The sequence below is a fragment of the Streptomyces sp. NPDC059816 genome (assembly GCF_042732055.1).
In the GTDB taxonomy this organism is placed as follows: domain Bacteria; phylum Actinomycetota; class Actinomycetes; order Streptomycetales; family Streptomycetaceae; genus Streptomyces.
Map to the genome: position 1 here is coordinate 177495 of NZ_JBHWIQ010000004.1, position 23003 is coordinate 200497.

At 71.2% G+C, this 23003-nt stretch carries 21 protein-coding genes, 2 tRNA genes and 1 pseudogene; 9 read left to right on the forward strand and 15 right to left on the reverse strand.

From position 1 onward, the window contains the following. Window positions 1-81: 81 nt before the first annotated feature. From ACFV88_RS07420 to ACFV88_RS07430, 3 genes are all read right to left on the reverse strand, one after another. Window positions 82-2316 (reverse strand): glycosyltransferase family 2 protein, encoded by a 2235-nt coding sequence (locus tag ACFV88_RS07420; RefSeq protein ID WP_385487042.1) that lies wholly within the window; start codon window positions 2314-2316, stop codon window positions 82-84. 620 nt (window positions 2317-2936) lie between these two features. Further along, complete coding sequence (locus ACFV88_RS07425) at window positions 2937-3620, reverse strand: FadR/GntR family transcriptional regulator (RefSeq protein WP_385487044.1); 684 nt, start codon at window positions 3618-3620, stop codon at window positions 2937-2939. A gap of 82 nt (window positions 3621-3702) precedes the next feature. Continuing rightward, a tRNA-Lys gene (locus ACFV88_RS07430) sits at window positions 3703-3776 on the reverse strand. A gap of 565 nt (window positions 3777-4341) precedes the next feature. On the opposite strand from ACFV88_RS07430, the gene ACFV88_RS07435 reads away from it, so the two are divergent. From ACFV88_RS07435 to ACFV88_RS07450, 4 genes are all read left to right on the forward strand, one after another. Beyond that, window positions 4342-5838 (forward strand): peptidoglycan-binding protein, encoded by a 1497-nt coding sequence (locus ACFV88_RS07435; RefSeq protein ID WP_385487046.1) that lies wholly within the window; start codon window positions 4342-4344, stop codon window positions 5836-5838. Then, window positions 5835-7229 (forward strand): SPFH domain-containing protein, encoded by a 1395-nt coding sequence (locus ACFV88_RS07440; RefSeq protein WP_385487048.1) that lies wholly within the window; start codon window positions 5835-5837, stop codon window positions 7227-7229. The genes ACFV88_RS07435 and ACFV88_RS07440 overlap by 4 nt, the downstream gene beginning before the upstream one ends. Window positions 7230-7731: 502 nt before the next feature. Further along, window positions 7732-8334, forward strand: a complete 603-nt coding sequence (locus ACFV88_RS07445) for a lytic polysaccharide monooxygenase (protein WP_385487050.1) — start codon at window positions 7732-7734, stop codon at window positions 8332-8334. A 113-nt stretch (window positions 8335-8447) separates the two neighbouring features. Next, window positions 8448-8903, forward strand: a complete 456-nt coding sequence (locus ACFV88_RS07450; protein ID WP_385487052.1) for a DUF3592 domain-containing protein — start codon at window positions 8448-8450, stop codon at window positions 8901-8903. Window positions 8904-8970: 67 nt separating this feature from the next. On the opposite strand, the gene ACFV88_RS07455 is transcribed toward ACFV88_RS07450, so the two are convergent. Then, window positions 8971-9981: a saccharopine dehydrogenase gene (locus ACFV88_RS07455; protein WP_385487054.1), complete on the reverse strand. Its 1011-nt coding sequence runs from the start codon at window positions 9979-9981 to the stop codon at window positions 8971-8973. An 85-nt stretch (window positions 9982-10066) separates the two neighbouring features. On the opposite strand from ACFV88_RS07455, the gene ACFV88_RS07460 reads away from it, so the two are divergent. Further along, window positions 10067-10660 (forward strand): TetR/AcrR family transcriptional regulator, encoded by a 594-nt coding sequence (locus ACFV88_RS07460; protein ID WP_385487056.1) that lies wholly within the window; start codon window positions 10067-10069, stop codon window positions 10658-10660. 61 nt (window positions 10661-10721) lie between these two features. Here the strand turns inward: ACFV88_RS07460 and ACFV88_RS07465 are convergent. The 4 genes and pseudogenes from ACFV88_RS07465 to ACFV88_RS07480 all read right to left on the reverse strand — a co-directional run. Continuing rightward, window positions 10722-10798, reverse strand: a tRNA-Lys gene (locus ACFV88_RS07465). A gap of 129 nt (window positions 10799-10927) precedes the next feature. Next, the gene (locus ACFV88_RS07470) at window positions 10928-11743 is read right to left on the reverse strand and encodes a class I SAM-dependent methyltransferase (protein ID WP_385487058.1); all 816 of its coding nucleotides are present in this window, start codon (window positions 11741-11743) and stop codon (window positions 10928-10930) included. Then, window positions 11740-12756 carry an XRE family transcriptional regulator gene (locus ACFV88_RS07475; protein ID WP_385487448.1) on the reverse strand — a complete coding sequence of 339 codons (1017 nt, stop codon included), beginning with the start codon at window positions 12754-12756 and terminating at the stop codon, window positions 11740-11742. Before ACFV88_RS07475 ends, ACFV88_RS07470 begins: the two co-directional genes overlap by 4 nt. 129 nt (window positions 12757-12885) lie before the next feature. Continuing rightward, window positions 12886-13146 (reverse strand): annotated as a pseudogene (locus ACFV88_RS07480) (helix-turn-helix transcriptional regulator); the annotation flags it as partial. 179 nt (window positions 13147-13325) lie between these two features. Here ACFV88_RS07480 and ACFV88_RS07485 point away from each other — a divergent pair. Genes ACFV88_RS07485 through ACFV88_RS07500 form a run of 4 tightly spaced genes read left to right on the forward strand, consistent with a single transcriptional unit; the run spans window position 13326 to window position 15737 of the window. Next, entirely contained in the window at window positions 13326-13748 is a 423-nt protein-coding gene (locus ACFV88_RS07485) for a hypothetical protein (protein WP_385487060.1), read from the forward strand. Beyond that, on the forward strand, window positions 13745-14401 hold the full coding sequence (locus tag ACFV88_RS07490) for a hypothetical protein (RefSeq protein ID WP_385487062.1): 657 nt from the start codon (window positions 13745-13747) through the stop codon (window positions 14399-14401). Before ACFV88_RS07485 ends, ACFV88_RS07490 begins: the two co-directional genes overlap by 4 nt. Further along, complete coding sequence (locus ACFV88_RS07495; protein WP_385487064.1) at window positions 14365-15210, forward strand: hypothetical protein; 846 nt, start codon at window positions 14365-14367, stop codon at window positions 15208-15210. The genes ACFV88_RS07490 and ACFV88_RS07495 overlap by 37 nt, the downstream gene beginning before the upstream one ends. Next, window positions 15207-15737 (forward strand): GNAT family N-acetyltransferase, encoded by a 531-nt coding sequence (locus tag ACFV88_RS07500; RefSeq protein WP_385487066.1) that lies wholly within the window; start codon window positions 15207-15209, stop codon window positions 15735-15737. Before ACFV88_RS07495 ends, ACFV88_RS07500 begins: the two co-directional genes overlap by 4 nt. Before the next feature lie 32 nt (window positions 15738-15769). On the opposite strand, the gene ACFV88_RS07505 is transcribed toward ACFV88_RS07500, so the two are convergent. The 7 genes from ACFV88_RS07505 to ACFV88_RS07535 all read right to left on the reverse strand — a co-directional run bounded on the left by ACFV88_RS07505 (window position 15770) and on the right by ACFV88_RS07535 (window position 22857). Continuing rightward, window positions 15770-16519 carry an IclR family transcriptional regulator C-terminal domain-containing protein gene (locus tag ACFV88_RS07505; RefSeq protein WP_385487068.1) on the reverse strand — a complete coding sequence of 250 codons (750 nt, stop codon included), beginning with the start codon at window positions 16517-16519 and terminating at the stop codon, window positions 15770-15772. A 220-nt stretch (window positions 16520-16739) separates the two neighbouring features. Beyond that, window positions 16740-17510 (reverse strand): ectoine/hydroxyectoine ABC transporter ATP-binding protein EhuA, encoded by a 771-nt coding sequence (gene ehuA / locus ACFV88_RS07510; RefSeq protein ID WP_385487422.1) that lies wholly within the window; start codon window positions 17508-17510, stop codon window positions 16740-16742. Window positions 17511-17592: 82 nt separating this feature from the next. Then, entirely contained in the window at window positions 17593-18276 is a 684-nt protein-coding gene (gene ehuD / locus ACFV88_RS07515) for an ectoine/hydroxyectoine ABC transporter permease subunit EhuD (RefSeq protein ID WP_385487070.1), read from the reverse strand. Next, window positions 18273-18959, reverse strand: a complete 687-nt coding sequence (gene ehuC / locus ACFV88_RS07520) for an ectoine/hydroxyectoine ABC transporter permease subunit EhuC (protein WP_385487072.1) — start codon at window positions 18957-18959, stop codon at window positions 18273-18275. The genes ehuD and ehuC overlap by 4 nt, the downstream gene beginning before the upstream one ends. Next, complete coding sequence (gene ehuB, locus ACFV88_RS07525) at window positions 18956-19837, reverse strand: ectoine/hydroxyectoine ABC transporter substrate-binding protein EhuB (protein ID WP_385487424.1); 882 nt, start codon at window positions 19835-19837, stop codon at window positions 18956-18958. Before ehuB ends, ehuC begins: the two co-directional genes overlap by 4 nt. 185 nt (window positions 19838-20022) lie before the next feature. Next, window positions 20023-21480 (reverse strand): amidase, encoded by a 1458-nt coding sequence (locus ACFV88_RS07530; protein WP_385487074.1) that lies wholly within the window; start codon window positions 21478-21480, stop codon window positions 20023-20025. 153 nt (window positions 21481-21633) lie between these two features. Further along, window positions 21634-22857, reverse strand: coding sequence for a DUF418 domain-containing protein (locus ACFV88_RS07535; RefSeq protein WP_385487076.1), 1224 nt, complete (start codon window positions 22855-22857; stop codon window positions 21634-21636). Window positions 22858-23003: the final 146 nt, after the last annotated feature.

Below are 23003 nucleotides of genomic sequence, written 5' to 3' on the forward strand. Positions count from 1 at the left end.
GGTGAACGGCGTGGGGGAAACGGCGGGGGCACGAGCGCTGCGGCGTCCGGGCGGACGCCGCCCGGTCCCGGGTGACGGGCCTCAGGTGCCCGGCGGGACGTGGAACCCGGGACCGCTCCTGCGGTGCCGTCCCGGAGCCCCGGGTGCGCCGGGCGGGGGCTGCATGGTGCGCTCGGCGCGGGTGTCCTGGGGGCCCGAGGGGCCCGGGGGACCCTGGGGGCTCTGGGTGAACGAGCGTCCCGGGATCGGGATCTGCATCGTCTGGTCGTCGCCGGAGGCCCAGGTGGGGCGCTGCTGCGGGATGTGCGGCCCCGCGGGTGCGGAGTGCCGTCCACGCGGGCGCGGGGGCGTCGACTCCCCGGGGGCGCCACCGGCCTCCGGCCCGTCCGGGCCGGTCCGCTGCGGGCGGTCGGCGGGGGACGGGTCGTCGGAAGCGTCCGATGCGGCGGCCGGCCAGTCGGGCACGGCGGCGGGCGCCGGGGCCGGGCCCGCGACGGGCGCGGACGCCGGGTCGGTGGCGGGCTTCGCCGCGGCCTTCTTCGCGTCCTGCCGCATCGTCCACTGCCAGGCGAAGATCGGCGCCGCGGTGATCAACAGGGCGAAGGTGGCCCAGATGATCATCGCGGGGTGCGCATGGCCGAGGAAGAAGGAGGCGACCATCGACGCCCCGAACACCGCGATGAAGAACAGGTGGATGCGGAAGGTCCCGAACAGCGTGTCGGGGCTCGCCGAGTCGCCCTTGGGCGTCACCACGAACTTGCTCTTGCGGCGCAGCACCGCGTCCATCAGCGAACGGGCGTAGATCGGCGCGGACAGTGCGGACATCACCATGCCCGCGACGCCGCCGGAGCCCTCGGGCTCGTGCGGGGAGACGTTGTGGCGGCGGTTCCAGACGTACAGGCCGATCTGGAGCGCGGAGGCGTTGCCGTACAGCATCAGCCAGATCGTCGGGTCGATGTTCACGCCCGAGGCGCCGAGACCGAGGAACAGGGCGCAGCTCAGGGCCGCGAGGATCCAGTTCAGCGCGGACATCGGATAGAAGATGATCATCATCGTGTAGTTGAAGAGCTTGCCCGGGGGCAGGGAGTAGAAGCCCTTCCAGTACTGCGTGAGGATCGTCTCGTAGGTGCCGCGCGACCAGCGGAGCTGCTGGGTGAAGAAGTCGGTCCAGGCGTTGGGGCCCTCACCGACGGCGAGCACGTCCGGGGTGTAGACGGAACGCCACTTGTTGCCGGTGGCGGGGTTCTTGTGCCGGTGGATCTCGAACCCGGTCGCCATGTCCTCGGTGATCGAGTCGTACAGGCCGCCGATCTGCTGGAGGGCCTTGATCCGGACGGCGTTGGAGGTCCCGACGAACATCGGCGCGCCGTACGCGTTCCCGGCGCGCTGGATCAGCGCGTGGAAGAGGAACTGCTGCGATTCGGCGGCCTTGGTGACGAAGGAGTCGTAGTTGCCGTACACCTGCGGGCCGATGACGAAGCCGACGTCCGGGTCCCGGAAGAAGCCCAGCATCCGCTCCAGGTAGTTGGGCAGCGGGATGTGGTCGGTGTCGACGGACGCGAAGTAGTCGTAGTCGCCGCCGTGGGCGTCGAGCCAGGCGTTGTAGTTGCCGTGCTTGGTCTTGGCCCGGTGGGGTCCCTTGACCATGTTCCACTTGGCGACGCCCTTGCGGGAGAAGTGGCGCACGCCGAGCCGTTCGCAGACGGCCTTGACGTCGGCGTCGTCGCCCTCGTCGAGCAACCAGACGTGCATCAGTCCGCGGTGACGGATCTTCACGGCCGCCTCCAGCGTCTTCGTCACCATCTCCAACGGCTCCTTGCCGGGCACGAAGGAGGTGAGGAAGGCGACCCGGGTGCCGGTCTCGGGGACCACGGGGATGGGGTCGCGGGCGACGATCGTGGCGTGCGCGTTGGACAGCACGTTCATGCAGCGGAAGAACTCGATCAGTCCGATCGAGACGAGCATGACGACGTCGAGGGCGGGCAGGAAGTCATAGGCGGGGTGGTCGCGCTCGGTCCAGTGCTCGGGCTGGAGCAGCCAGAACAACAGGATCAGGGAGACGATCGGGGCGGCGCCCAACATCAGTGCGGCGCGGATGCGGTGCGGTTCCTGGGACAGGAGGGAGCGGTAGCGCACCTTGTAGGGCTGGTGGGGGTCGGGCTGCGTGAGGGGGCCCGCGAGGCGGCTGTAGTGCTCGTAGTCGTAGCGTGGCAGGGACTTCTTTATTCGGCGTAGGCCGCCCGTCCGCTGCACACGTAGCTGTGTCGTCTCGGTCGGGTCGAAGTTCTGCCCCGCGCCTGAAGGCGGCGACGTCATGAGCCATCCCCCCACACGCGCGTCTAGCGCGTGAGTTTCATCGTTCTCCTCCGCCCGGTCCGGTTCCCCTGTCCGGGGCCGGGCGCGCCAGTGGCAGCCGCTCTCACTTTAGACAGTGAACAGGGACTTCCGGTTGCATGATGCCCCCCTTGGTATCCGTCTGTGCACCGGGGGGCCCTTCGGCGGCCCCCGAACCACGGTGCGGTGGTCGCCCCCTCACCAGGAGTGGTTGCTCCGCGGGCTTTTTGCGGTGCGCTGCGCTGTGGTGACCCGCGCAGTTCCCCGCGCCCCTTCGGTGCGTCCACCCGGGGGTGCGTTGTCCTGCGGGCGTGCGCTGTGGTCTTGCGCAGTTCCCCGCGCCCCTATCGGGGCGCCTTCCGGCCCGTGCCACAGGGGACGCGCCCCGTCAGGGGCGCGGGGAACTGCGCGACCAGCCACGACGCAGCCCCAGCGGGACGTCCCGATAGGGGCGCGGGGAACTGCGCGAACGCTGGGCGTACCCGAGCGGGACCCCGTACGGAAGCAGGACGCACCCAGATAGGGGGCGCGGGGAACTGCGCAAGACCACAGCGCACGCGCAGGGGACAGCGCACCGCCAGGTGAACGTACCGAAGGACCGCTCAGGCGGAACCGAGCGTCGCGGCCAACCGATCACGGACGTGACCAAAGTGGTCCTGGATGGCCCGCTCCGCCCGCAACACGTCCCCGGACCGCACCGCATCAAGGATCTCCCGGTGCTGCCGACAGGTCACCCGGGGATCCTGCGGAACGTCCACCAGATCCGTACGCACCCGGTGGAACGCGTCCCAGAACGCTTCGAGCACCTCCCCGAGCAACAGGTTCCCGAGCCCCCGGTACAGCGCCGCGTGGAACGCACGGTCCGTCTCGAACAGGGAGGCCTCCTCCGCAGCGAGAGCGTCCATGCGGTCGGCCAGGACCTCCAGCTCGGCGAGGTCCCCCGCGGGCAGCCGCCCCGCGAGCCGGGAGACGAGCCCGGTCTCCAGCGCCGCGCGCACTTCGAGGAGCTGGAGCAGGCTCGCCTCGCCCCGGTAGTGCCCGGCGACGGTACGGAAGACGAGCCCCTCCATCATGGGAGCCATCGACATGGGTCCGACATACGTGCCGAAGCCGTGCCGGATCTCCACGATCCCCATGGCCTGGAGCCCTTTGAGGGCCTCGCGGACGGAGTTGCGGCTGACGCCGAGCAACTCCATCAGTTCCGGCTCCGTGGGCAGCACCGCACCGGAACGCAGTCGCCGGTCGATGATGAGTTTCTTGATCCGCTCCTGGATGTCGCGCGCCATGGGGGTCACCGTAGCGGCCGGGCGCCCGGGGGTCCCGGACAGCGAAAAGCCCCCCGGCTCGCCGGAGGGCTTCACGTGTCTGTGCGCCGCCAGGGACTCGAACCCCGGACCCGCTGATTAAGAGTCAGCTGCTCTAACCAACTGAGCTAGCGGCGCGTGCTGACCTGGACAACTCTACCCGATGTCCCGGAGTGCTCCGGGACACCGCTCGGGCTCGGGGGCGGCGGAGGCCGTGCCGCCCCCGAGCCCTGCGCGTGACCGGGATCACGTCGGGTGGTGCGGCCCCGGGGCGGGGGAGCCCCGGGGCCGGCAGCGCCGGATCCGCGCGTTCCGGACGGGGGGTGTCCGGTCCCGGGGGTGGGGTGCGGGTCCGGCTCCCGGACGGGGGATGTCCGGGGCCATGGGTGGAGCGGGGCGCGCGACCGGTCCGGAGCGGGGAGTTCCGGGTGTGATCGGTGCGTACCACCGTTTCCGTAATCACTTGATCACACTTGTACCTTCTGGAGCAACCCTGCCCGCTGGTGACCTTTGACCCTTGTGTGACTGGTTGCCCGAACGCGGAGTGCGGCTGAAAACTGACGTACCCTCAAGGGGTTGAAATATTGTATGTCTGACTGTGCATCATTTGGGCAGTCAACGTGCGATATGTCCGGACAGTTGAGAAACTGACGCCCTGTGCGGATGCGCGCGGAGGTCAATTCCGGTGTGTGAGGGGAATCGAATGGACGCTCCCGTATTCGAAGAGGTGGCGCCCGCGAGCGACTGCGACTGTCCGGGCTGTGCCGACCGGAGGCGGGCCCGGGCCCGCGGTCTGCCGGTCCGGCTCGGCGGCAGTCCGGCGGCGCACGGCGCCCGACGGCAGGTGGTCGTCCTCGCCGCGGCGGCCGGGACGGTGCTCAGCGGATCGCAGCTGACCGCGGTGGCGGCCGAGTACCGCCCGCTCGACTCGGGGCACCCGGCCGGCGGGTCCGCGCTCCTCGGCGGCGTCGGGTCGCTGCTACCCGGGCCGACCCCCGCCCCCGCGGACGAACCCGACGGCCCCGGGATCCCGTACACCCCCGGTGGCGGGGACGCCGACGAGCCGGCCGGGACCCCTCAGGGCACCGCCGGCCCGCTGTACGGTCCCGCGGCCTCGCCCGAGTCGACCGTCACGCCGGCCGCGACGCCCGCCGCGACGAACTTCCCGGCCGTCACCCGGACCCAGATCATCAACCGGGCCAAGACCTGGGTCAACGCCAAGGTCCCGTACAGCATGTCCAAGTACTGGTCCGACGGGTACCGCCAGGACTGTTCGGGCTTCGTCTCGATGGCCTGGGGCCTCGGCAGCAACCAGTGGACCGGGAGCCTCGCGGGCTTCGCCGTCCGGATCACCAAGGCCGAGCTCCAGCCGGGCGACATGCTGCTGTTCCACAATCCGTCCAACCCCGGTGCGGGCTCCCACGTCACGATCTTCGGCGGCTGGACCGACTACACCCGTAACCACTACATCGCCTACGAGCAGACCCCGCCGAAGGCCATCAAGCGCTCGACGCCGTACCCGTACTGGAACAACGCCAGCAACTACATCCCCTACCGCTACCGCGGGGTGCAGTCCGGCGGCGGTTCCTCCGGGCCGACCGGTGAGATCCCGCCCGGCAGCACGGCGTTCCCCGGCGCGGACAAGTTCGGGCCCGGCGCCAACAACCGGCACGTCACCGAGCTGGGGCGGATGCTCCGGGACCGCGGCGGCTCCCGCTTCTACCGCGGCGGCCCCGGCCCGCGCTGGAGCGACGCCGACCTGCGGGCCACCCGGGCGTTCCAGCAGGCCCAGGGCTGGAAGGGCTCGGCCGCAGACGGCATCCCCGGCCCGAAGACCTGGGACTACCTGGTGCGCGGCAAGGGCCGGGACATCCCCGGGACCGGAACCGGAACCGGGACGACGGGCGGCACGGGCGGCTCACGCCACGGCAGCTCGGTCCAGAACCCGGGCCAGGACGGCAGCCCGGCGTTCCCCGGACGGGGACACTTCCGCCCCGGCCAGAACAACCCGCACGTCACCCAGCTGGGCAAGCAGCTCAAGCGGAAGGGGTTCGGCAGGCACTACGCACAGGGTCCGGGCCCGCGCTGGAGCGAGAGCGACCGGCGCAACGTGGAGTCGTTCCAGCGCGCCCAGGGCTGGCGCGGCGCGGAAGCCGACGGATACCCCGGCCCGGAGACCTGGCGGCGACTCTTCTCATGACGGATGCACGCCCGGTGACCCCCCAGTCACCGAAGACCCCCCAGCCCCCGCAGCCGTCCCCGACCCAGCGGCCCGCACGGTCCGACGAAACCGGCTCCCGCCAGCGGCTGATCCACAACGAGGCCACCACCGAGATCCCCGTGCACCTGCTGTTCCGCGAGGACGCCACCGGTACCCCCGTGCCGGCGGCCCCCGCCGTGGTGGGCCGTCGCCGCGGCACCGGCGAGCAGCCCACGACCTCCGCCGGCGCCCTGCGCGACCGTGACCGCGCCGCAGCCGCCGTCCGGACGGCCCGGGCCGCCCGCACCGATCTCCCGCAGCGCTCGGAGCGGGCCGAACGGGCCTCGGGTGCCGCCGCCGGACGGGCGCCCAAGCCGGACGCGCTCTGGGCGGACGGCGAACGGCCCGTACCGCTGCCCGATCCCGCACTGGTGGAACGACTGGGGCGCGCCCTGCCCGGATGGCTCGGCGTGCTCGCCGGCTTCACCGGGTGCGCGGGTCTGGTCATCGGCCTGTGGTGGGCCGGCGCATTGCCCACCGAGGCCGTCCGACTGCTCGAACTGCCCGCGTACGGGACCGACGCCGGACCGCTCGGCACGGCCCTGGACACCGTCACCTCCCGCTCGGGCACCCGGGCCGCCGGACCGGCCAGCCCGATGGGCGTCGGCCACTGGACGGTGATCGCCGTGCCCGGGGCGCTCGCCCTGCTGGGCTTCGGCGGGCTCGCCCGCGGTCGGGTCGGCCAGGCGTGGGTGCTCAGCCTCTTCGGACGGTACCGGGGCACGATCCGGCGCACCGGTCTGGTGTGGGTGAACCCGCTGCTGCTGCGCCGTCGGGTCGACGTGCGACTGCGGCACTGGCGCAGCGAGGCGATGCCGGCGGTGGACGCGCACGGCGTGGCGCTGCGGGTGGTGGTGCTGGTGGTGTGGCACATCCGGGACACCGCACGGGCCGCGCTGGCCGTCGAGGACCACCAGGAGTACCTGCGCGAGTGCGTGGAGGCGGCGATGGCCCGGGTGCTGTCGCAGCTGCCGGCGGACGCGTTCCACGAGGACGCGCCGACCCTGCGCGACGCCGAGGCGGTGGGGGACGCGTTGACGCGGCGGATCGCGGCGGACGCCCTGCCGGTGGGCATCGAGGTGTTCTCGGCGCAGCCCACCCGGATCGAGTACGCGCCGGAGGTCGCCGCGGCGATGCAGCGGCGGCGGATCGCGGCGATCGACGCACAGCACCGGGACTCGGTGCTGACCTCGGTGGTCGACTCCGTCGAGGACACCGTCACCCGGCTCACCGTGCGGGGACTGGTCGAGCTCGACGACTACGAGCGCAAGGCCCTGGTGAAGGACCTGACCGTGGCGTTCTACACCGGCCGGGGCGGCGACCCGCAGTAGCGGCCCGATGCGCCGCTGCCCGGGGAAACCGACCGCCCGGGTCCATCCGCCGTCGTCGGCGGGGCCACTCGGGTTCCCGTCTACGTCCCCGACTACGACCACGGGGCGCCCGCGCCGGTGGCCGTGCGGCACGTGGTGGAGCCCGGGCCCCGGTAGGTGGTCACCGAGGGGAACCATCCCGCGTGCGACCTGCCGGGCCGGCGGGCGGACCGTCGGCCGGTCGACGTCCGCCGGCACCGGGACACCCCCTCACCAGCCGGCAAGAACACCTGGTGGAGGGGCAGTTGGCGGGGTATGGGATCCGGCCGGGGTGCGTAACCGGAGGGCGGCTGACGGCGATCCGAACGCCGAACCCATGGCCGGATCACGGAGTCGCTGCGACCGGATTCCTTCCGTTCTTGGTATGGACATGTTCAACTAACGCCCATAACCTGAGTCTTGGTCTAGACCGCAAAATGTGCGTACGCCTCACAGAACCCCCACGTTCTCCAGGAGCGGCAGCATGCGAAAAAAGATGTACGCGGCCATGCTCGGACTCGCCACCGTCGGAGCCATGACGCTCTCCACCGGTGGTGCCAGCAGCCACGGATACACCGATCAGCCCCTCAGCCGGCAGAAGGCGTGCGGGAACGGCGGCATCGTCAAGGGCTGCGGTTCCATCCAGTACGAGCCGCAGAGCGTCGAGGGCCTGAAGGGCTTCCCGGCGAAGGGTCCGGCCGACGGCAAGATCTGTTCCGCCGGGAACGGCGGCTTCAGCGCCCTCGACCAGCCCAACCAGCCCAACGGAAGCGCCTGGCCCACCACCAAGCTGTCCGGCGGACAGAGCTACAACTTCCGCTGGCAGTTCACCGCCGCGCACGCCACGACCGACTTCAAGTACTACATCACCAAGAACGGTTGGAACGAGAACGCTCCGCTGACGCGGTCCGCTCTGGAGTCCACCCCGTTCCTGACGGTGCCGTACAACGGTCAGCGTCCCCCGTGGACCCTCTCGCACTCCGGTCAGGTGCCCTCCGGCAAGTCCGGGCACCACGTGATCCTCGCGGTGTGGACGGTCAACGACACCCCGAACGCCTTCTACGCCTGCTCGGACGTCACGTTCTGACGCTGATTCAGGGTTAGTACCATCCCGGGGTCCCCCCGTGACCCCCCACGCTTAGCCTGTTCGCGCACGTCGCCCGTGGCCGCGTGGCGTGCACACTCACACGGGGGGACCTCATGGAATTGATCTTCTTTTACGCAGCGCCATTCTTCATCGCCTGCGTAGCGGTCGTCGGCGCGGTGATGGCGGTGCGCCGCGGTCGGGAACGCAGCCAGGCCTGGAACAGCGGGCTGGTCGCCGAAGCCCGGTGCCTGCGGATCTACACGACCACGCACCGCCACAACAACGGGTCGCGGACCGTCCGCCACTTCGTCTTCGAGTTCACCACCGCCGAGGGCCGCACCGTGCGGTTCGAGGAGGAGGACCTGCCCGGGACCATCGTCGAGGACGACTTCGTCCCCGTCCACTACACCGCCGACCGGCCCGAGAAGGCCACCGCCCAGGAGCCGTCCCGTACCGCGAACATCCTCGGCACCACCGGCATCCTGGTGTTCTGCGGGGTCATCGTCGCGTTCTGCGTGGTGTTCATGGTGGTCGCCACCGCGATGAACGACGCGATGGGCGACTTCTGACCCTGCTGACCGCGGTCAGGTGTGCGTCATGCCCGGGGGCCGGGTCGGCGACCTCGCCGTCCGGCGTTCAGTGGCAGGGTGCGTCGACGAAGGTGGCGCCCGACTCGACCAGCCGCTCGACCGCGTACGCCGGATCGAGCAACGACTCGGGGGTGTGGACGCCCGGCGGAACGGCTGCGCCGCGCAGGCCGATCAGGCGTTCGACGCCGAGGGCGATGCCGAGTGCCGTCAAGGGGCGCTGCCCCGCCGGGTGGACCAGGTAGCGGCTCGTACGGAGCGGTGCACCCGCTGCATCCGCTCCGTCGAGGTCGATCCGGATCTCAACGGAAGGCGGCTCGCCGCGACGCCGGCCCGCGGACTCGCCGAGGGCGAAGTCGAAGCGGACGTCCGGTGCGCCCGTCGCGAGGGCGAGGCTCGGCACGTCGAGGATGGCGATGCTCCGACCGGACCACAGCGTGCCGTCGAGACCGGTCACGTCCGTCTGCGCGTCGGGGCCGTTGACCCAGGTGAAGACACCGTCGCGACGTACCAGCCCGGCCGAGCTGGCGGTGGACCAGCGTTCCAGGTCCACCGCCCCCGCAGGTCCGCCGGTGTCCTGTTCGTCCAGGAGGGCGCCGATCCGGATGCCGTCGACCCGGTCGAACTCCCGGGCCGAGTCCAGTGCGGCGAGGACGACGCTGCCCGCGCACCAGTGGCTGGCCACCAGGATCGGCGCGGCGTCCGCCCGCCGGGCGCCCGCGACCACCTCCGGTGCGATCTCCGCCAGGCCGCTGGAGATGCTGAGGTACGGCAGCCCGTGGTGCTGTGCGTAGTGCAGTCCGTTCAGGCGGTCGTCCCACAGCGCGGCGACCACCGCCGAGTAGCGGTGCTCGGTCGGCAGGCCGAGGTCGCTACGGCGCAGGTCGACGGTGACGGCCGTGGCGGCGCCGAGAGCGTCGGCCACCTGGTGGGCACGGTCGATGTCGCGGCCCGCGATCGTCAGTGGCAGCGCCGGGTGCCATCGGCGCAGGAGGGCGGCGGTCGTCCTGCCCGCCTGGCCCGAACCGCCCAGGACCAGTACGGATTCCGGTCGTCCCACCGTGGGTGCCTCCCCCGTCCATGACGTTACATTTTGTAGCCTACGTTTTGTAACATAGCGTGGAGCGCGATGCCAGAGGAGGGCCATGGCCACCACGACGACCCGCCTGCCCAAGCAGGCCAGGCGGGAGCAGCTGCTCGACACCGCCGTGGCCATCGTGCGCGCCCGGGGAACCGACGGTCTGACGCTGGCCACCCTCGCGGAAGCGGCGGGAGTGAGCCGGCCGGTCGTGTACGGCCACTTCGACACCCGCCCCGGCCTCCTGCTCGCGCTCTACCGTCGGCTCGACGAACGGCACCGGGCCGCCACCGCCCGGGCGTTGCGGGCTGCCGGAACCACCGCCGACGAGGTTGCCCGTGTCATGAGCGCCGCGTACTTCGCCTGCGCCACCGACATGCCGGAGTTCGCCGCGGTCTCCGCCGCCTTGAGAGGGGACCCGGAGATGGAGGCGATCCAGCACGAGATGCTCGACGGATACACGAGGGTGCTGGCCGCTGCCCTCGCGCCGCACTCCGACCTCTCGGCCGAGTCCCTTCGGCTGCGCTGCATCGGCGTGCTGGGCGCGGCCGGGGCGATCGCCGCCGAGCTGAACCGGGGCCGGTCCACCGCCGTCGAAGCGGTCAACGCGCTGACCGACCTGATCGTGGGCACCCTCGCCCCCAGGGCCGGCCGCCACTAGGCGGCCAAACGCCGCTGGGCGTCCTTCCCGAAGGAAGAACGCCCAGGTCAGGCACTGCCTGTGGTGCGCCGCCAGGGACTCGAACCCCGGACCCGCTGATTAAGAGTCAGCTGCTCTAACCAACTGAGCTAGCGGCGCCGGCTGACGAGAAAAATAATACCCGGTCCGCGGGAGTGCTCCGGCCAGGGCCGCCGACCGACGCCGAGCGGGCCGTTCGACCGGGCGCGGGCGGTCACGGTCGGGAAGCGGTCGTCATCCCCGGGCGGTCTACCTTCGACAGACGAGAACGCCGCCCAGGCAGGTGATGCGGAAGGAGCCCTCGTTCCGGATGACATCGGCGGCCAGTTCCTCCGCCCGCCCGACCGTCTCTGTGAACGGCACGCCGGACTCCCCGGCCCACGCTTCGTACGAGGCCAGATGCGCCACGACCGGGGCCGGGTCGGTGATCTCCATCACGCCGGGCAGCTCCCGCACGCGCACGTCACCGAAAGCCGCGCTGAGGTGGCGGGGGGCCTTCTCCAGCGAAAAGCGGGAACTGAGCGACACCCGCCTCGGCACGTCCCGAGTGCCGAGGACGTCGCCGGCAGCTCGCCGCCACAGCTCGTCGAGTTCCTTCTTGTCCCGGTCGCTGTTGGTCGAAGCCACCAGCACGCCTGCGGCCCCGAGGACCCGGGCCAGCTCGGTGACCGCGGCCCCGACGTCCCGCACGTGGTAAATCATGTGCATGGCCAGGACGGCGTCCGCCGTACCGTCGGCGAACGGCAGCGCCGATGCGTCCGCAGTCACCACCGGGCCCGGCACCCCGGCCAGGATGCCGGGGGAGACGTCCAGGCCGACCACCGGGAGATCGGGCCGGTCCCGGCGCAGCCGCTCGATGAACTTTCCGTTGCCGCAGCCGACGTCCAGCACCGGGCCGGTGGTGCCGGCCAACTCCTGGAGCACGAGTCCCGGCAGGTCGTACCGCGGCCGCTGCCAGCGGTACAGGGACTGTCTGGCGCTCAGGTGCCGCTGATCGCCGTAGGCGACGCGGGCCAGCAGCTTCGGATCGGTAACGGCGGCGTTCCGCCGTTCGTCGAGGGTCACTGGTCGGGCTCCGGGGGCTTGGCGGGGGCGGGGCGGTGGCACGCTTCTCTGACGCTCTCACGAAGACCCCGGGCAACTACTGAACCTGCGTACACCGGCTCGCCGAGACGGAGGCCGACGGTCTGCAAGCGATGCGAGATGCTGGCTGTGCGCCGCTCCGGCGGGGCGGTGAGGACCACCGACAGTTTTTCCGCAGCGCCGTCGATGTCCTCGGCGGCCAGATGGGCCGTGGCCAGGTCGAGGTGGGCTGCGAGCAGGTCGCCGGAGGATTGGTCTTCCTCGGGCGAGCACCGGTACAGGGCGATCGCCTGCGATGACGCCTCGACGGCTTGACGTACATGCCCTTTGCCGTCGATGGCCAGCAGAGCGGTTCCGGCGTAGGCGTGTTGCTTGGCCTCGGGGAAGGTGAAGACGCCGGGCAGTTCGGCCGGACCGGCGCTGCCGTGTCGGGCGTCCCGGGCTTCCTCCACTGCCCGGACGGCCGCGCTGCCGCTACCACAGGCAGCATGGGCTCGCGCTGACAGGCTCAGGAGGCGAGCTCGGATCGTGCCGGCATCTGCATGGCGGAGGCCGGATTGAGCGAGTTCGACGGCCTGGCTGTAGTTCTGCTGCCAGTAGGCGATCAGGGACTGGACGGATCGCACCCATGCCCGCAACCCGTTGTGGTCGGCGGACTCCGCACAGAGCCAAGCCGTACGGGCATGGGTGGCAGCTGCAGTGAACTGGCCGAGGTCGAGAGCCACATGTGTGGCCAGGCCGCACAGCCGACCGGCGGTCAGGTACAGGTGACTCGTCTGGCGAGGGTGTTGACGCCCTTGGAGCAGGGTGAACACCAGGCGGCGCAGCGTCGTGATCTCACTGAAAACGGTGGTGACCGGTTGGCTGACGAGACTCTTGGCCAACCGGCCGATGTCAGCGTCGAGTTGCTCCAGCACGAGATCGTCCACATTCGACTGACTGGCGAAGTGCAGGAAGAGGGCGGAGTCGCAGGCATCCACCGCTACGGCTTCCACCCAAACAGGGGCTGCCACATCAGCCGCCACGCGCACTGCAGCCGACCTCACGACGATCGGTTCTGACGTGGCCGTACAAGCCGCGTCGAGTGGGGGCTCCGCCTCTGCCTGAAGCAGCACGGCCAACTCGTCAACGCTGACTTTGAGCGCCCGAGCGAGCGGAGGTCTCATCCAGGGCCGAGGGGCAACACCGCCGCCTTCCCAGCGACCCACTGTCGTGCGGTCGATCCGGAGCGCCTCAGCCAGCGACTCTTGCGTATGTCCGACCGCCTTACGTCGATGGATCAACCGTGCCCGTTTGCCCGCCATCGGCTTCCACTCCTGGTGTACCAACAACGTGTGTGACATGCGTACGTGCAGGCCATGGCCTGGTCTGCGGCACGGATGCATCACTGACTCCGCAATTCTGCTCTGGGCGGGACCGGTCTGAGGGCGGTTGTGTAGAGCCGGTCCTCCTTTCGTGTAGCTCTGACGCCAGCTTCCGACTGAGAGGAATTCATGCGACAAGCGCGCCTCGGCTGCTGCCAGTTGGCGCTGCCCCGTCTTCCTCAACCCGTTGGAGGAATCGAATGAGTGTCACCACCGAGTTCAGCCCCGAGCTGGTCGAGCTGGGGAAATTCTTCAAGATCGCCGGTCAGCGTTTCGACGCCGGGCGGGCCGCGCCGGAGATGTTCTCCCGGGCGATTGACGCCACGTGGCACGTGCTGGCTCAGAACGCCGAGGCGTACTGCGATTTCACCCTTGCGCACGCCGGCCGGGAACTGGGCCACAGGGCCTGGACCGGCCGCGGCCGGATCACTTGGGTGGAGCACTACGAGGAGATGTACGGAACGCTCCCGGAGATCTGGTTCACGAACGCTGACGGCACGGTCAACGCCGGAACCCTGGCGCAGTATCGAGACACGGGGATCATCGTGGCGGAGTGGGACTGCGGCCCCAACCCCGGCCCCGGAGACGGGGACGACATGTTGCCGGAGAAGACCGTCCGGTGATCACCACCTCCAAGGAGGGAGCGTTCCGGCCCACCGCCGGGGCGCTCCGCCTCGTCGAAGCAGGGGCGGTCAGTCCAGGCAGCGTGAACGCGACGGACTACATCAGCACACTTGCCGAGTACTGCCCGTACCTCAAGCCTTCCCGGGCCCGTGGCATGACCGGCTGGACCGTCTACGAGATTGCTGCCGGTGCCCGCGCGTCCGCCGTGGAGGCCGAGTTGTTCTACGCGGGAGTGCAAGCCGCGGAGCGGGTCCGCCTTCTGATGGCTCGCGCCGGCGGGGTGCTCGCTTGCGAGAGCATCGTCCTGCTGGGGCAGGCCGCCGACGCCGACCACCGCGAACTGATGACCTGGCCGCACTGGGCGCTCAAGAACCTGTACGGGCCGGTCGGCTTGATGTTCGGCAAGTTCACCGAGGGCACGCAGGATTCGGACCGCTTCGGTCGGACCATTCCGCCGGCTCCCTTCTCGTTCTTGCCGGTGCGGGCATCCGTTCGTCTCCGTGATCCGAAGTTCCTGGAGGGCACGCCCGGACTTGCTGCGGCGGTCGCTGCCGCGGCGGACGATGGACGCGACGTATTTGGGGACAAACCCCACGAGTGGAAGGCAGTACGCGCATGGGCGAGTTCGCTTCCTGTCCCCCGGAGGCAGTGAAGGCAGCAGAAGCCGTCTGCGGACCGGTTGAGTTGAAGCAGGTCACCGACCGACGAGGCTCTGCCGTCTGGAAGGCGACGGGCTCCGCGGCTGCTGTTGCCATCAAGCTCGGGACCGCGGAGGCCGCGGAGGCAACGATGCGTGAGGCGTCCGTCTTGGAGCAGCTCCCGGGATACACCGTGACGGTGGGCCACACCCGTGAAGTCGTGTGGTTCGTCTCTCCCTGGCTGGTCGGACGGTCCACCTGGGAGATGTTCCGGGTAGCACGGGAAGACGCCGCCGGCCGCCCCGGGGCACTGACCGCAGCAGTCGACCTGTGCCGTGCCGTCGCTGACCTTCACTCTCTCGGCTGGGTGCACGGTGACTTGCAGCCCTCCCACGGCATCCATACCGAGACGGGGGTGAAGCTGATCGACTTCGCCTGGTCGCGGAAGGTGGGAACAACCCCCTGGACCGCCTTCCGAGGCACCATGGTGCATCTGATGGCACCGGAGCTGGCTGATTGGATCTCGTCGGGGCGGCAGCCGGCCAAGACTTCACCGGAAGCCGAGGTCTACGCCCTCGCGGGGGTGCTCTGGACCTGCGCGACCGGCTCCTGGCCGCTCGATTACCGGGCGGCCGGAATCAACAGGCAGGCGGCCGGACCCGAGGGGCTGCGCGATGCCATCGCCACGGGGAGGCTGCCCTTGGCCCGGGCTACGTCGTGGCCCGAGCTTCAGGACGTGCTCCGTCCCGTGCTGCTCTCCCAGCCGGCGGATCGGCCGAGCGCCGCTGGTCTCGGCGACGTCCTGGCGGAGGTGGAAGGGTGATCCGGCTACGGGAGCTGAGGGCCGGCGACGAGCAAGCTCTCCAGCGGATCTACTGCCCCGAGGCGGTCAGGTATCTGGGCCGGGCGCCCTTGGGCGAGGCCGAAGCCCGTCTCTACGTCGGGCGGGCCGTGGCAGCGGCGGAGCAGTCTCCTCGCGCGCAATTCGTCTTCGGCGTCGAAGAAGACACTGACCTGACGGGTGTCGCCAAGCTCAACACCGCCTGGGGCGTGGGCTCGCTGAGTTACATCCTGAGACCAGACGCCTGGGGTCGGGGCCTGGGAACCGAGGCGGTGTCCGATCTCCTGCTCCTGGCCTTCGGGGCTCTGCACCTGCCGGTCGTGAAGGCCAAGTGCCACCCGGACAACCCGGCTTCCGGGCGGGTGCTCATCAAGGCCGGCTTCTCCCGTGTGGGGACGGAGCGCGGCTTCGAGTTGTACGAGATCTGCTCACACGACTGGCCCCCGGCGTGCCCGGGGCCGGCAGCGGCTGTGGTGCGCCGTCAGGGATGCGGGCCGGGGACCCGCTGATCAAGAGCCGGCCGTGCGCCACCCCCAGGCGCTCACAGCGTGAGGGCGAGCAGGACCGAGGCCGCCGCCCGGTTGAGGGCGTCCGCAGCCGGCCGCAACCGGTGGGTCTGCTCGACCGGCAGCGACAGGGCGAGGCACCCCGCAGTGGCGCCGGCCGTCAGCGGAACGGCCGCGCACACCGTGCCGACCGCGTACTCCTGGAGGTCGAGCACCGGCACCGTCGCGGGCTGGGCGGCGAACCGGGTCAGCAGCTGGCCCTCGTGGGTGATCGTCCGGGAGGTCAGCCGGGCCATCCGGTGCCGGGACAGGTGGTCGCTGCGGGCCTCCGCGTCGAGCTGTCCGACCAGGCACTTGCCGATGGCGCTGGCGTGGCCGGACGAGCGGAAGTCCACCCACTCGTGCACGGCCGGGGTGTCCGGACCGTCGGCGCAGTACGGGACGCGGATCTCACCGTCCTGGTACCGGCCGACGTACACCGCGGCGCCGAGGTCGCCCCGCAGCCGGTCCAGGGAGTCCTGCAACGGGGCCCGCCCCGCGCCCGGCCCCGAACCGAGCCGGTCGAGCGCCTCGCCGGAGGTGTACGTGCCGTCGGCGCACTGGGTGACGTACCCCTCGCGGCGGAGCATCCGCAACAGTCCGGCCAGCCGGGGGCCGGTGAGTCCGGCCGCCCGGGCCAGCTCCGCCTCGCCGACGCCGGCAGAACGTCGGGCGATGAGATCGATCACCCGCAGGGCGCGCTGTACCGAGCGGTACGGCGCGGTCGACTCGTGCTGAAGCGCCACTGCGTCCCCCTGGACGGTCCCGGGCCATGCTGCTGGGCACCTTCCACGATAGCCCTCGACACGCCCCGGGAAAGGGGTGCTTGCCGAGATTGGCGCAGGGGGTTGACGGCCTGATCACCCCTCCGAGCAGCACCGATGACCTCAGGGCATATGTCGAGGTCATGCCCCGAATCCCTCGTGAGGGTAGTCATCGCCGTCGTCACCGCAGGGGCGCGGACCCTCAGAGCACCGCGCTCAGGAACTCCCGGGTCCGGTCCAGCTCCGGATCGCTGAAGATCTTCTCCGGCGGGCCCGACTCGATCACGCGCCCCCCGTCGAACATCAGCACCTGGTCGGAGATGTCCCGGGCGAACGACATCTCGTGGGTCACGCACAGCATCGTGATGTCGGTGGTCCGGGCGACGTCCCGCAGCACGTCCAGCACCCCCGCGACCAGCTCCGGGTCGAGCGCCGAGGTCACCTCGTCCAACAGCAGCACCTGCGGGCGCATCGCCAGGGCCCGGGCGATGGCCACCCGCTGCTGCTGCCCGCCCGACAACTGCGAGGGGTACGCGTCGCAGCGGTCCGCGAGTCCGACCAGGTCGAGCAGTTCCCGGCCGCGCTGCTCGGCCTCGTCGCGGGACAGGCCCAGCACGGTCACCGGGGCCTCGGTGACGTTCCGCAGCACCTTCATGTTCGGGAACAGGTTGAACTGCTGGAACACCATCCCGATGTTCTTGCGGACCTCGCGCACATGCTTCTCGCGGGCCGGCACCAGCTCGCCGTCGCGCTCCTCGTGGGTCAGATAGCGCCCGCCCACCCGGATGCGCCCCTCGTCGGGCTTGAGCAGGGTCATCAGCAGCCGCAGGATCGTCGTCTTGCCGGAGCCGGACGGACCGATCAGGGTCACGTGCTTGCCCCGCCCGACCGAGAAGTCGAGGTGGTCCAGGACGGTCGTCCCCCCGAAGCGCTTGGTGACGTCCTCGAAGCGGATCAGCTCCTCCACCGCCACAGCGCCGGTCTCCGCGGGCTCGGGCCTCGCGGGGCCGGTCGGGGTCGGACCGGTCGGGGTGGGGGCCGGGGTCGGGGTCGAGTCAGTAGACAAGGCGGCGCTCCAGGGATCGGATCAGCAGCGAGGACGGATAGGCGATGAGGATGAAGGCGATCCCGACGACGGTCAGCGCCTCGGTGTACTGGAAGGTGTCCGCGGCCTCCAGACGGGCCTGCTGGAGCAGTTCCAGCACCCCGATCCCCGCGAGCAGCGGAGTGTCCTTCAACATCGCGATGACGTAGTTGCCGAGTGCCGGGACGACCCTGCGCACGGCCTGCGGCAGGATCACGGCCGTCCACGTCCTGCGGTACGACAGGCTCAGCGCGCGGGCCGCCTCCCACTGTCCGACCGGCACCGCGTCGATGCCGGCCCGGTAGACCTGGGAGGTGTACGTCGAGTAGTGCACGCCGATCGCGACGACGCCCGTGGTCAGCGAGGAGAACTGGACGCCCCACTCCGGGAGCACGAAGAACAGGAAGAACAACTGCACCAGCAGCGGGGTGTTGCGGATGAACTCGGTCAGCATCGCGACCGGCCAGCGCACGAACCGGGTCGGTGCGCGCAGCGCCAGCGCCCACACCAGGCCCAGGCTGAACGAGATCAGCGAGCCCAGCGCCAGCACCTGGAGCGTGATGAGCACCCCGTCCCAGAAGTGCGGCAGGAAGTCGACGACGGCCTGCCAGTCCCAGGAGTCGGCCTGGGCGGCGGCGGTGGAGTACGTGCTCATGCGGTACCTCCGCTCGTGCCCGCCGCGACGGGCGCCTTGCCGAGACCGGCTCGTGCCCGCCGCTCCAGGGCCTTCATGCCCCGGGCGAGGACGAACGCGATCACGAAGTAGATCACCAGGGTGATCGTGTAGACCTGCGCGCTGTCCTGCGTCGCGAGCCGGACCAGATAGGCGGCGAACGACACGTCACCGATCCCGAGCAGCGACACCAGGGACGTCGCCTTCAACAGTTCGATCAGCAGGTTGGAGAACGACGGGAGCATCTCCGGCACCGCCTGCGGCAGCAGGATCAACCGCATCCGCTGCCAGGGCGTGAAGCTGAGCGCCACGCCCGCCTCCCGCTGCGCCGGGGCCACCGCGTTCAGCGCGCCCCGCACGACCTCGGCGCCGTACGCCCCGTAACACAGGCCCAGCGCCAGCACCGCCGCCCACATCGGCACCAGCGACCAGCCCACGAACTGCGGCAGCACGAAGAACAGCCAGAACATCAGCACCAGGGCCGAGGTGCCGCGGAAGACCTCCGTGTAGAAGCCGGCCAGGAAGCGCACGGTCTTCAGGCGGTGGGTGCGGGCGATGCCGGTCCCGAAGGCGACCGCGGTCGCCAGGGCCGCGCTGTACAGGGTCAGTTGGAGAGTGGTCCAGATGCCGGGCAGTACCCAGTGCTGCCAGAGTCCGGAGGTCATGAGCACAGCTCCTCGGCGGTCAGTTCCGTCATCTCCGCCTCGGTGAACCCGAACGGCCGCATGATCCGCAGGAGCTCCCCGCTGTCCTTCATCCGGTGGATCTCGACGTTGAACGCGTCCCGCAGCGAGGTGTCGGTGGGCCGGAACGTGAAGCCGCCCCCGTCGACGCGTTCCTCCCCGTCCACCACCGGGGCGAACGGTTCGGTGGCCTCGGCCCGGCTGCTCTTGCGGGTGACCTGCCGGGTGGTCAGCGCGGTCCCGCCGAACACGTCGATCCGGCCGGACTCCACCGCGTTCAGCCCGGCCACCCCGTCCTGGAGCACCACGACGTCCTTCTGCGCGTACCCGGCCGCGACCGCGTAGCCGCTCTGCGCGTACCCGGAGCCGGTGCCGAACCTGGCCTTCTTCCCGATCACGTCCTCGTAGCTGCGCAGCCCCAGCGGGTTGCCCTTGCGGACGATGAACGAGTCGAGCATCTGGTACTCGGGGTCGGAGAAGATGACCTGTTGGCAGCGCTGCTCGTTGATGTACATCCCGGCCGAGACCACGTCGAACTGCTGGGTCTTCAGGCCCGGGATGAGCGAGCCGAAGTCGGTGGCCACGGGCTGGACCCGGGCCACCCCCAGCCGTTTGAAGATGACCTTGGCCAGTTCCACCGCCTCCCCGGTGAACTCGCCGTCCTCGTCGATGTACCCGTAGGGCACCTCGCCGGCGATGCCCAGTCGTACGGTGCCCTGGGACTTCAGTCGGGCCAGGGTGTCGCCGGTGGGCACCCGGGAGCAGCCCGCGGCGCCGAGCGCCCCGGCCGTGCCGAGGACCGCCGCCCCGATGAGCAGGGACCTCCGGCGCGGTCGGGGCCCGGCGCCGGCCCCCGGTATCGGGGACGGCCCGCGCCGGGCGCCGCCGTCCGCGCTACCGGGGTCTGGCACGCGTCTGTTCGCTGAGTCGTCTCGCAGTCGTGGAGCCATTGCGCGCGGCTACCCGCCCCCGAGCGACTTATGCGGGCCGGATCACGCCCCGCACCCGGTGGCCGTCAGCCATCCGAGTGCCGGGGCGCGTCCCGTCAGCCCGCCGCGAGGTCCGGTGTCCGCTCCGGCGCGTGCGCGGGAGCACCCGGCAGCGCGGGCGCCGGAACCCCGGCGACACCCGCTTCGAACAGGGCGTTCGCCAGGCGCAGCACCGTCTCGTCGGCGAACCGGGCGGCCACGATCTGGAGCCCCACCGGCAGCCCGTCCGCGTCCAGCCCCACCGGTACGGTCGCCGCGGGCTGGGTGGTCATGTTGAACGGATACGTGAACGGGGTCCAGCCCGTCCAGCGGCGCAACCCGCTGCCCGGGGGGACCTCGACCCCCGCCGGGAAGGCGGTCACCGGCAGGGTGGGGGTGACCAACACGTCGTACGTCCGGTGGAACAGGCCCATCCGACGGCCGAGTTCCGCCCGGACGTCCGTGGCGGCCAGGTAGTCCTGCGCGGAGAGTGCCGCCCCCGCGGCCCGGGCCTGGCGCAGCCCCGGGTCGAGTCGGGCGACCTGTGCGGGGCTCAGCGAGCGGGTCAGGTGCGCGGTGCCGCTGAACCACAGGGTGTGGAAGGCGTCCACCGGGTCGGCGAGGTCCGGATCGGCCTCCTCGACGTACGCGCCGAGCCCCGCCAGGCCCTCCACCGCGCGCCGCACCGCCGCGGCGACGCCCGGGCGCACGGCGACCTGACCGCCGAGCGTCGGCGAGAACGCGACCCGCAGCCCGCGCACCCCCTCCACGGCGGCCGGCCCGCGGAAGCCGCCGGGGGCGGGGCGCGCGGCGGACCAGTCGCGCGGGTCGGCGCCGCTCAGCACGTCCAGCAGCAGCGCGGCGTCCGCCGCGTCCCGGGCCATCGGGCCCACCTGCGCCAGGGTCCCGAACGCGCTCGGCGGGTACGAGGGCACCACCCCGTGCGTCGGCTTCAGCCCGACGACACCGCAGAACGCGGCCGGGACGCGGATGCTGCCGCCGCCGTCCGTGCCCACCGACAGCGGGCCGGCGCCCGCCGCGAGGGCGGCGGCGCTTCCGCCGCTGGAGCCCCCGGAGGTCCGGCCCGGGTCGTACGGGTTGCGGGTGATCCCGGTGAGCGGGGAGTCTGTCACCGCCTTCCAACCGAACTCCGGGGTCGTCGTCCGCCCGGTGAACACCGCCCCGTGTTCGCGCAGCCGCGCCACCGCGGGGGCGTCCGGATCGGCCAGTCGCGCCGCCGGGTCGACCGAATGCGAGCCCCGCAGGGTGGGCACCCCGTGCTCCGGCAGCAGGTCCTTGACGGTCACCGGCACCCCGTCCAGCAGCCCGACCGGCTCCCCGCGCCGCCACCGCCGGGTCGACGCCCGCGCCGCGTCGAGCGCCCGTTCGGCGTCGATCCGGACGAAGGCGTTCACCGCCGGCTGGATCTCCTCGGCGCGCCGTAGCACCGCCTCCGTCACCTCGACGGGGCTGAACTCGCCCGTCCGGTACCCCTCCAGCATGCGAACTGCCGACAGCCCCGTGAGCTGACGCATGACACCCCTCCCGGTGAGCACGCCCCCCGATCCCGCGACAGGCATACCCACCCCCGGTCGCCGTACCCGCCCCGAGCGCCCCGGCCGCCCCGGATGCGGTGGATCAGCGCAGCCGGGGCGCTCGCGGGGGTCACTCCCGTACGGGCCCGGGGGTCACCGGCGCAGCACCCACCGCTGGAACGACTCCAGGGGACCGGTCGAGAAGCGCCGCAGCCACAGCGTCGAGCCGACCATCAGCACCGCGCACACCGCCGTCCACAGCGCCAGCGGCCACCACGGCCACCAGCCGTCACCGAGCCGGTGCGTCAGGCCGAGGCCGATCCCGTACGCGGCGAGCATGCACAGCACGTTCTGGAGCACGTACCCCGACAGGGCGGTCCGGCCGACGGAGGTGAGGCCGTGCAGCAGCGGGCCCGTCCGCCCGGCCCGGGTGGCCCGGTCGGTGAGCCAGCCGACGAGCCCCAGGTAGCCGAGTGCCGTCAGCGGCCCGGCGACGTACCGGTCCAGCAGGAAGAACCCGGAGCCGGCCACCGGCAGCAGCACGGACAGCGGCAGACCGACCCCGAGGCCCCAGCGCAGCAGCCGGGTCCGGATGCGGCGACCGGTCTCGTCGTCGCCGAAGGCGCCCGCCCGGAACAGCCGCACGCCCAGCAGGAACAGGAACACCAGCAGCCCGAACGACAGCACCGGCTCCATCCGCAGCACCAGCACGTTGTCGAGCCGGTACCCGATCTGGTCGGCCCAACTCCCGTGCGCGTACACGTCGATCACGTCCTGGCCGGTCTCGGTGTCCTCCTCCCCCTGCGCGGACAGGCCGACCGTCAGCACCGCCATCAGCGTCAGGTGCAGACCCAGCGCCCACCACATCACCCGGTCCTGGACCTTCTGCGAACGGGCCAGCAACCAGGCCACCAACAGCGCGGTGACCGCGTACCCCATCAGCACGTCCCAGGCGAAGACCAGCAGGAAGTGCACGGTCCCCTCGGCGAACAGGAACAGCGCCCGCCACCGGTACCGCCCCGGCCAGGGCTGCCCGCGCCGGGCCGCCGACGCGTACTGGATGGCGAGGCCCACCCCGAACAGCACGGTCAGCAGGGACAGGAACTTGCCGTTCGCCAACAGCCGCACCACGCTCTCGACGCCGTCCCCGAACGAGGCGAACGAGCCGCCCATGTTCGAGGCCACTCCGCCCTCGGAGCCGGGGGTGGCGAAGATCCAGACGTTGGTCGCCAACGTGCCCAGGATCGCCGCGCCCCGCAGGACGTCGAGCAGCGGATTGCGCGCGCGTCGCGCGGGTGCCGCCCCCGCCGCCTGTTCGACCGGCCGGGCCGGGGCGTCAGACGGTTGCGGAGGAGCTGAGTACCGGATTTCGGACATGTGTTCATCGTCTCGGTCGCGGTGCTCGTCCACGTCGTGAGCGGCGACGAATCCCCGCTACACAGAAGGATGTACGGGGTGGCCGGGCCGGTCATACCGGGGGCGCACACCGGTCATACCGGGGGCGCAGGGCGGTCGTGACGGGG

Excerpts from the sequence above, each read along its gene's own strand:
- ACFV88_RS07420 (WP_385487042.1), bottom strand. The coding sequence starts at position 2,316 with ATGACGTCGCCGCCTTCAGGCGCGGGGCAGAACTTCGACCCGACCGAG.
- ACFV88_RS07425 (WP_385487044.1), bottom strand. The coding sequence starts at position 3,620 with ATGGCGCGCGACATCCAGGAGCGGATCAAGAAACTCATCATCGACCGG.
- ACFV88_RS07435 (WP_385487046.1), top strand. The coding sequence starts at position 4,342 with ATGGACGCTCCCGTATTCGAAGAGGTGGCGCCCGCGAGCGACTGCGAC.
- ACFV88_RS07440 (WP_385487048.1), top strand. The coding sequence starts at position 5,835 with ATGACGGATGCACGCCCGGTGACCCCCCAGTCACCGAAGACCCCCCAG.
- ACFV88_RS07445 (WP_385487050.1), top strand. The coding sequence starts at position 7,732 with ATGCGAAAAAAGATGTACGCGGCCATGCTCGGACTCGCCACCGTCGGA.
- ACFV88_RS07450 (WP_385487052.1), top strand. The coding sequence starts at position 8,448 with ATGGAATTGATCTTCTTTTACGCAGCGCCATTCTTCATCGCCTGCGTA.
- ACFV88_RS07460 (WP_385487056.1), top strand. The coding sequence starts at position 10,067 with ATGGCCACCACGACGACCCGCCTGCCCAAGCAGGCCAGGCGGGAGCAG.
- ACFV88_RS07485 (WP_385487060.1), top strand. The coding sequence starts at position 13,326 with ATGAGTGTCACCACCGAGTTCAGCCCCGAGCTGGTCGAGCTGGGGAAA.
- ACFV88_RS07495 (WP_385487064.1), top strand. The coding sequence starts at position 14,365 with ATGGGCGAGTTCGCTTCCTGTCCCCCGGAGGCAGTGAAGGCAGCAGAA.
- ehuD (WP_385487070.1), bottom strand. The coding sequence starts at position 18,276 with ATGAGCACGTACTCCACCGCCGCCGCCCAGGCCGACTCCTGGGACTGG.
- ehuC (WP_385487072.1), bottom strand. The coding sequence starts at position 18,959 with ATGACCTCCGGACTCTGGCAGCACTGGGTACTGCCCGGCATCTGGACC.
- ACFV88_RS07530 (WP_385487074.1), bottom strand. The coding sequence starts at position 21,480 with ATGCGTCAGCTCACGGGGCTGTCGGCAGTTCGCATGCTGGAGGGGTAC.
- ACFV88_RS07535 (WP_385487076.1), bottom strand. The coding sequence starts at position 22,857 with ATGTCCGAAATCCGGTACTCAGCTCCTCCGCAACCGTCTGACGCCCCG.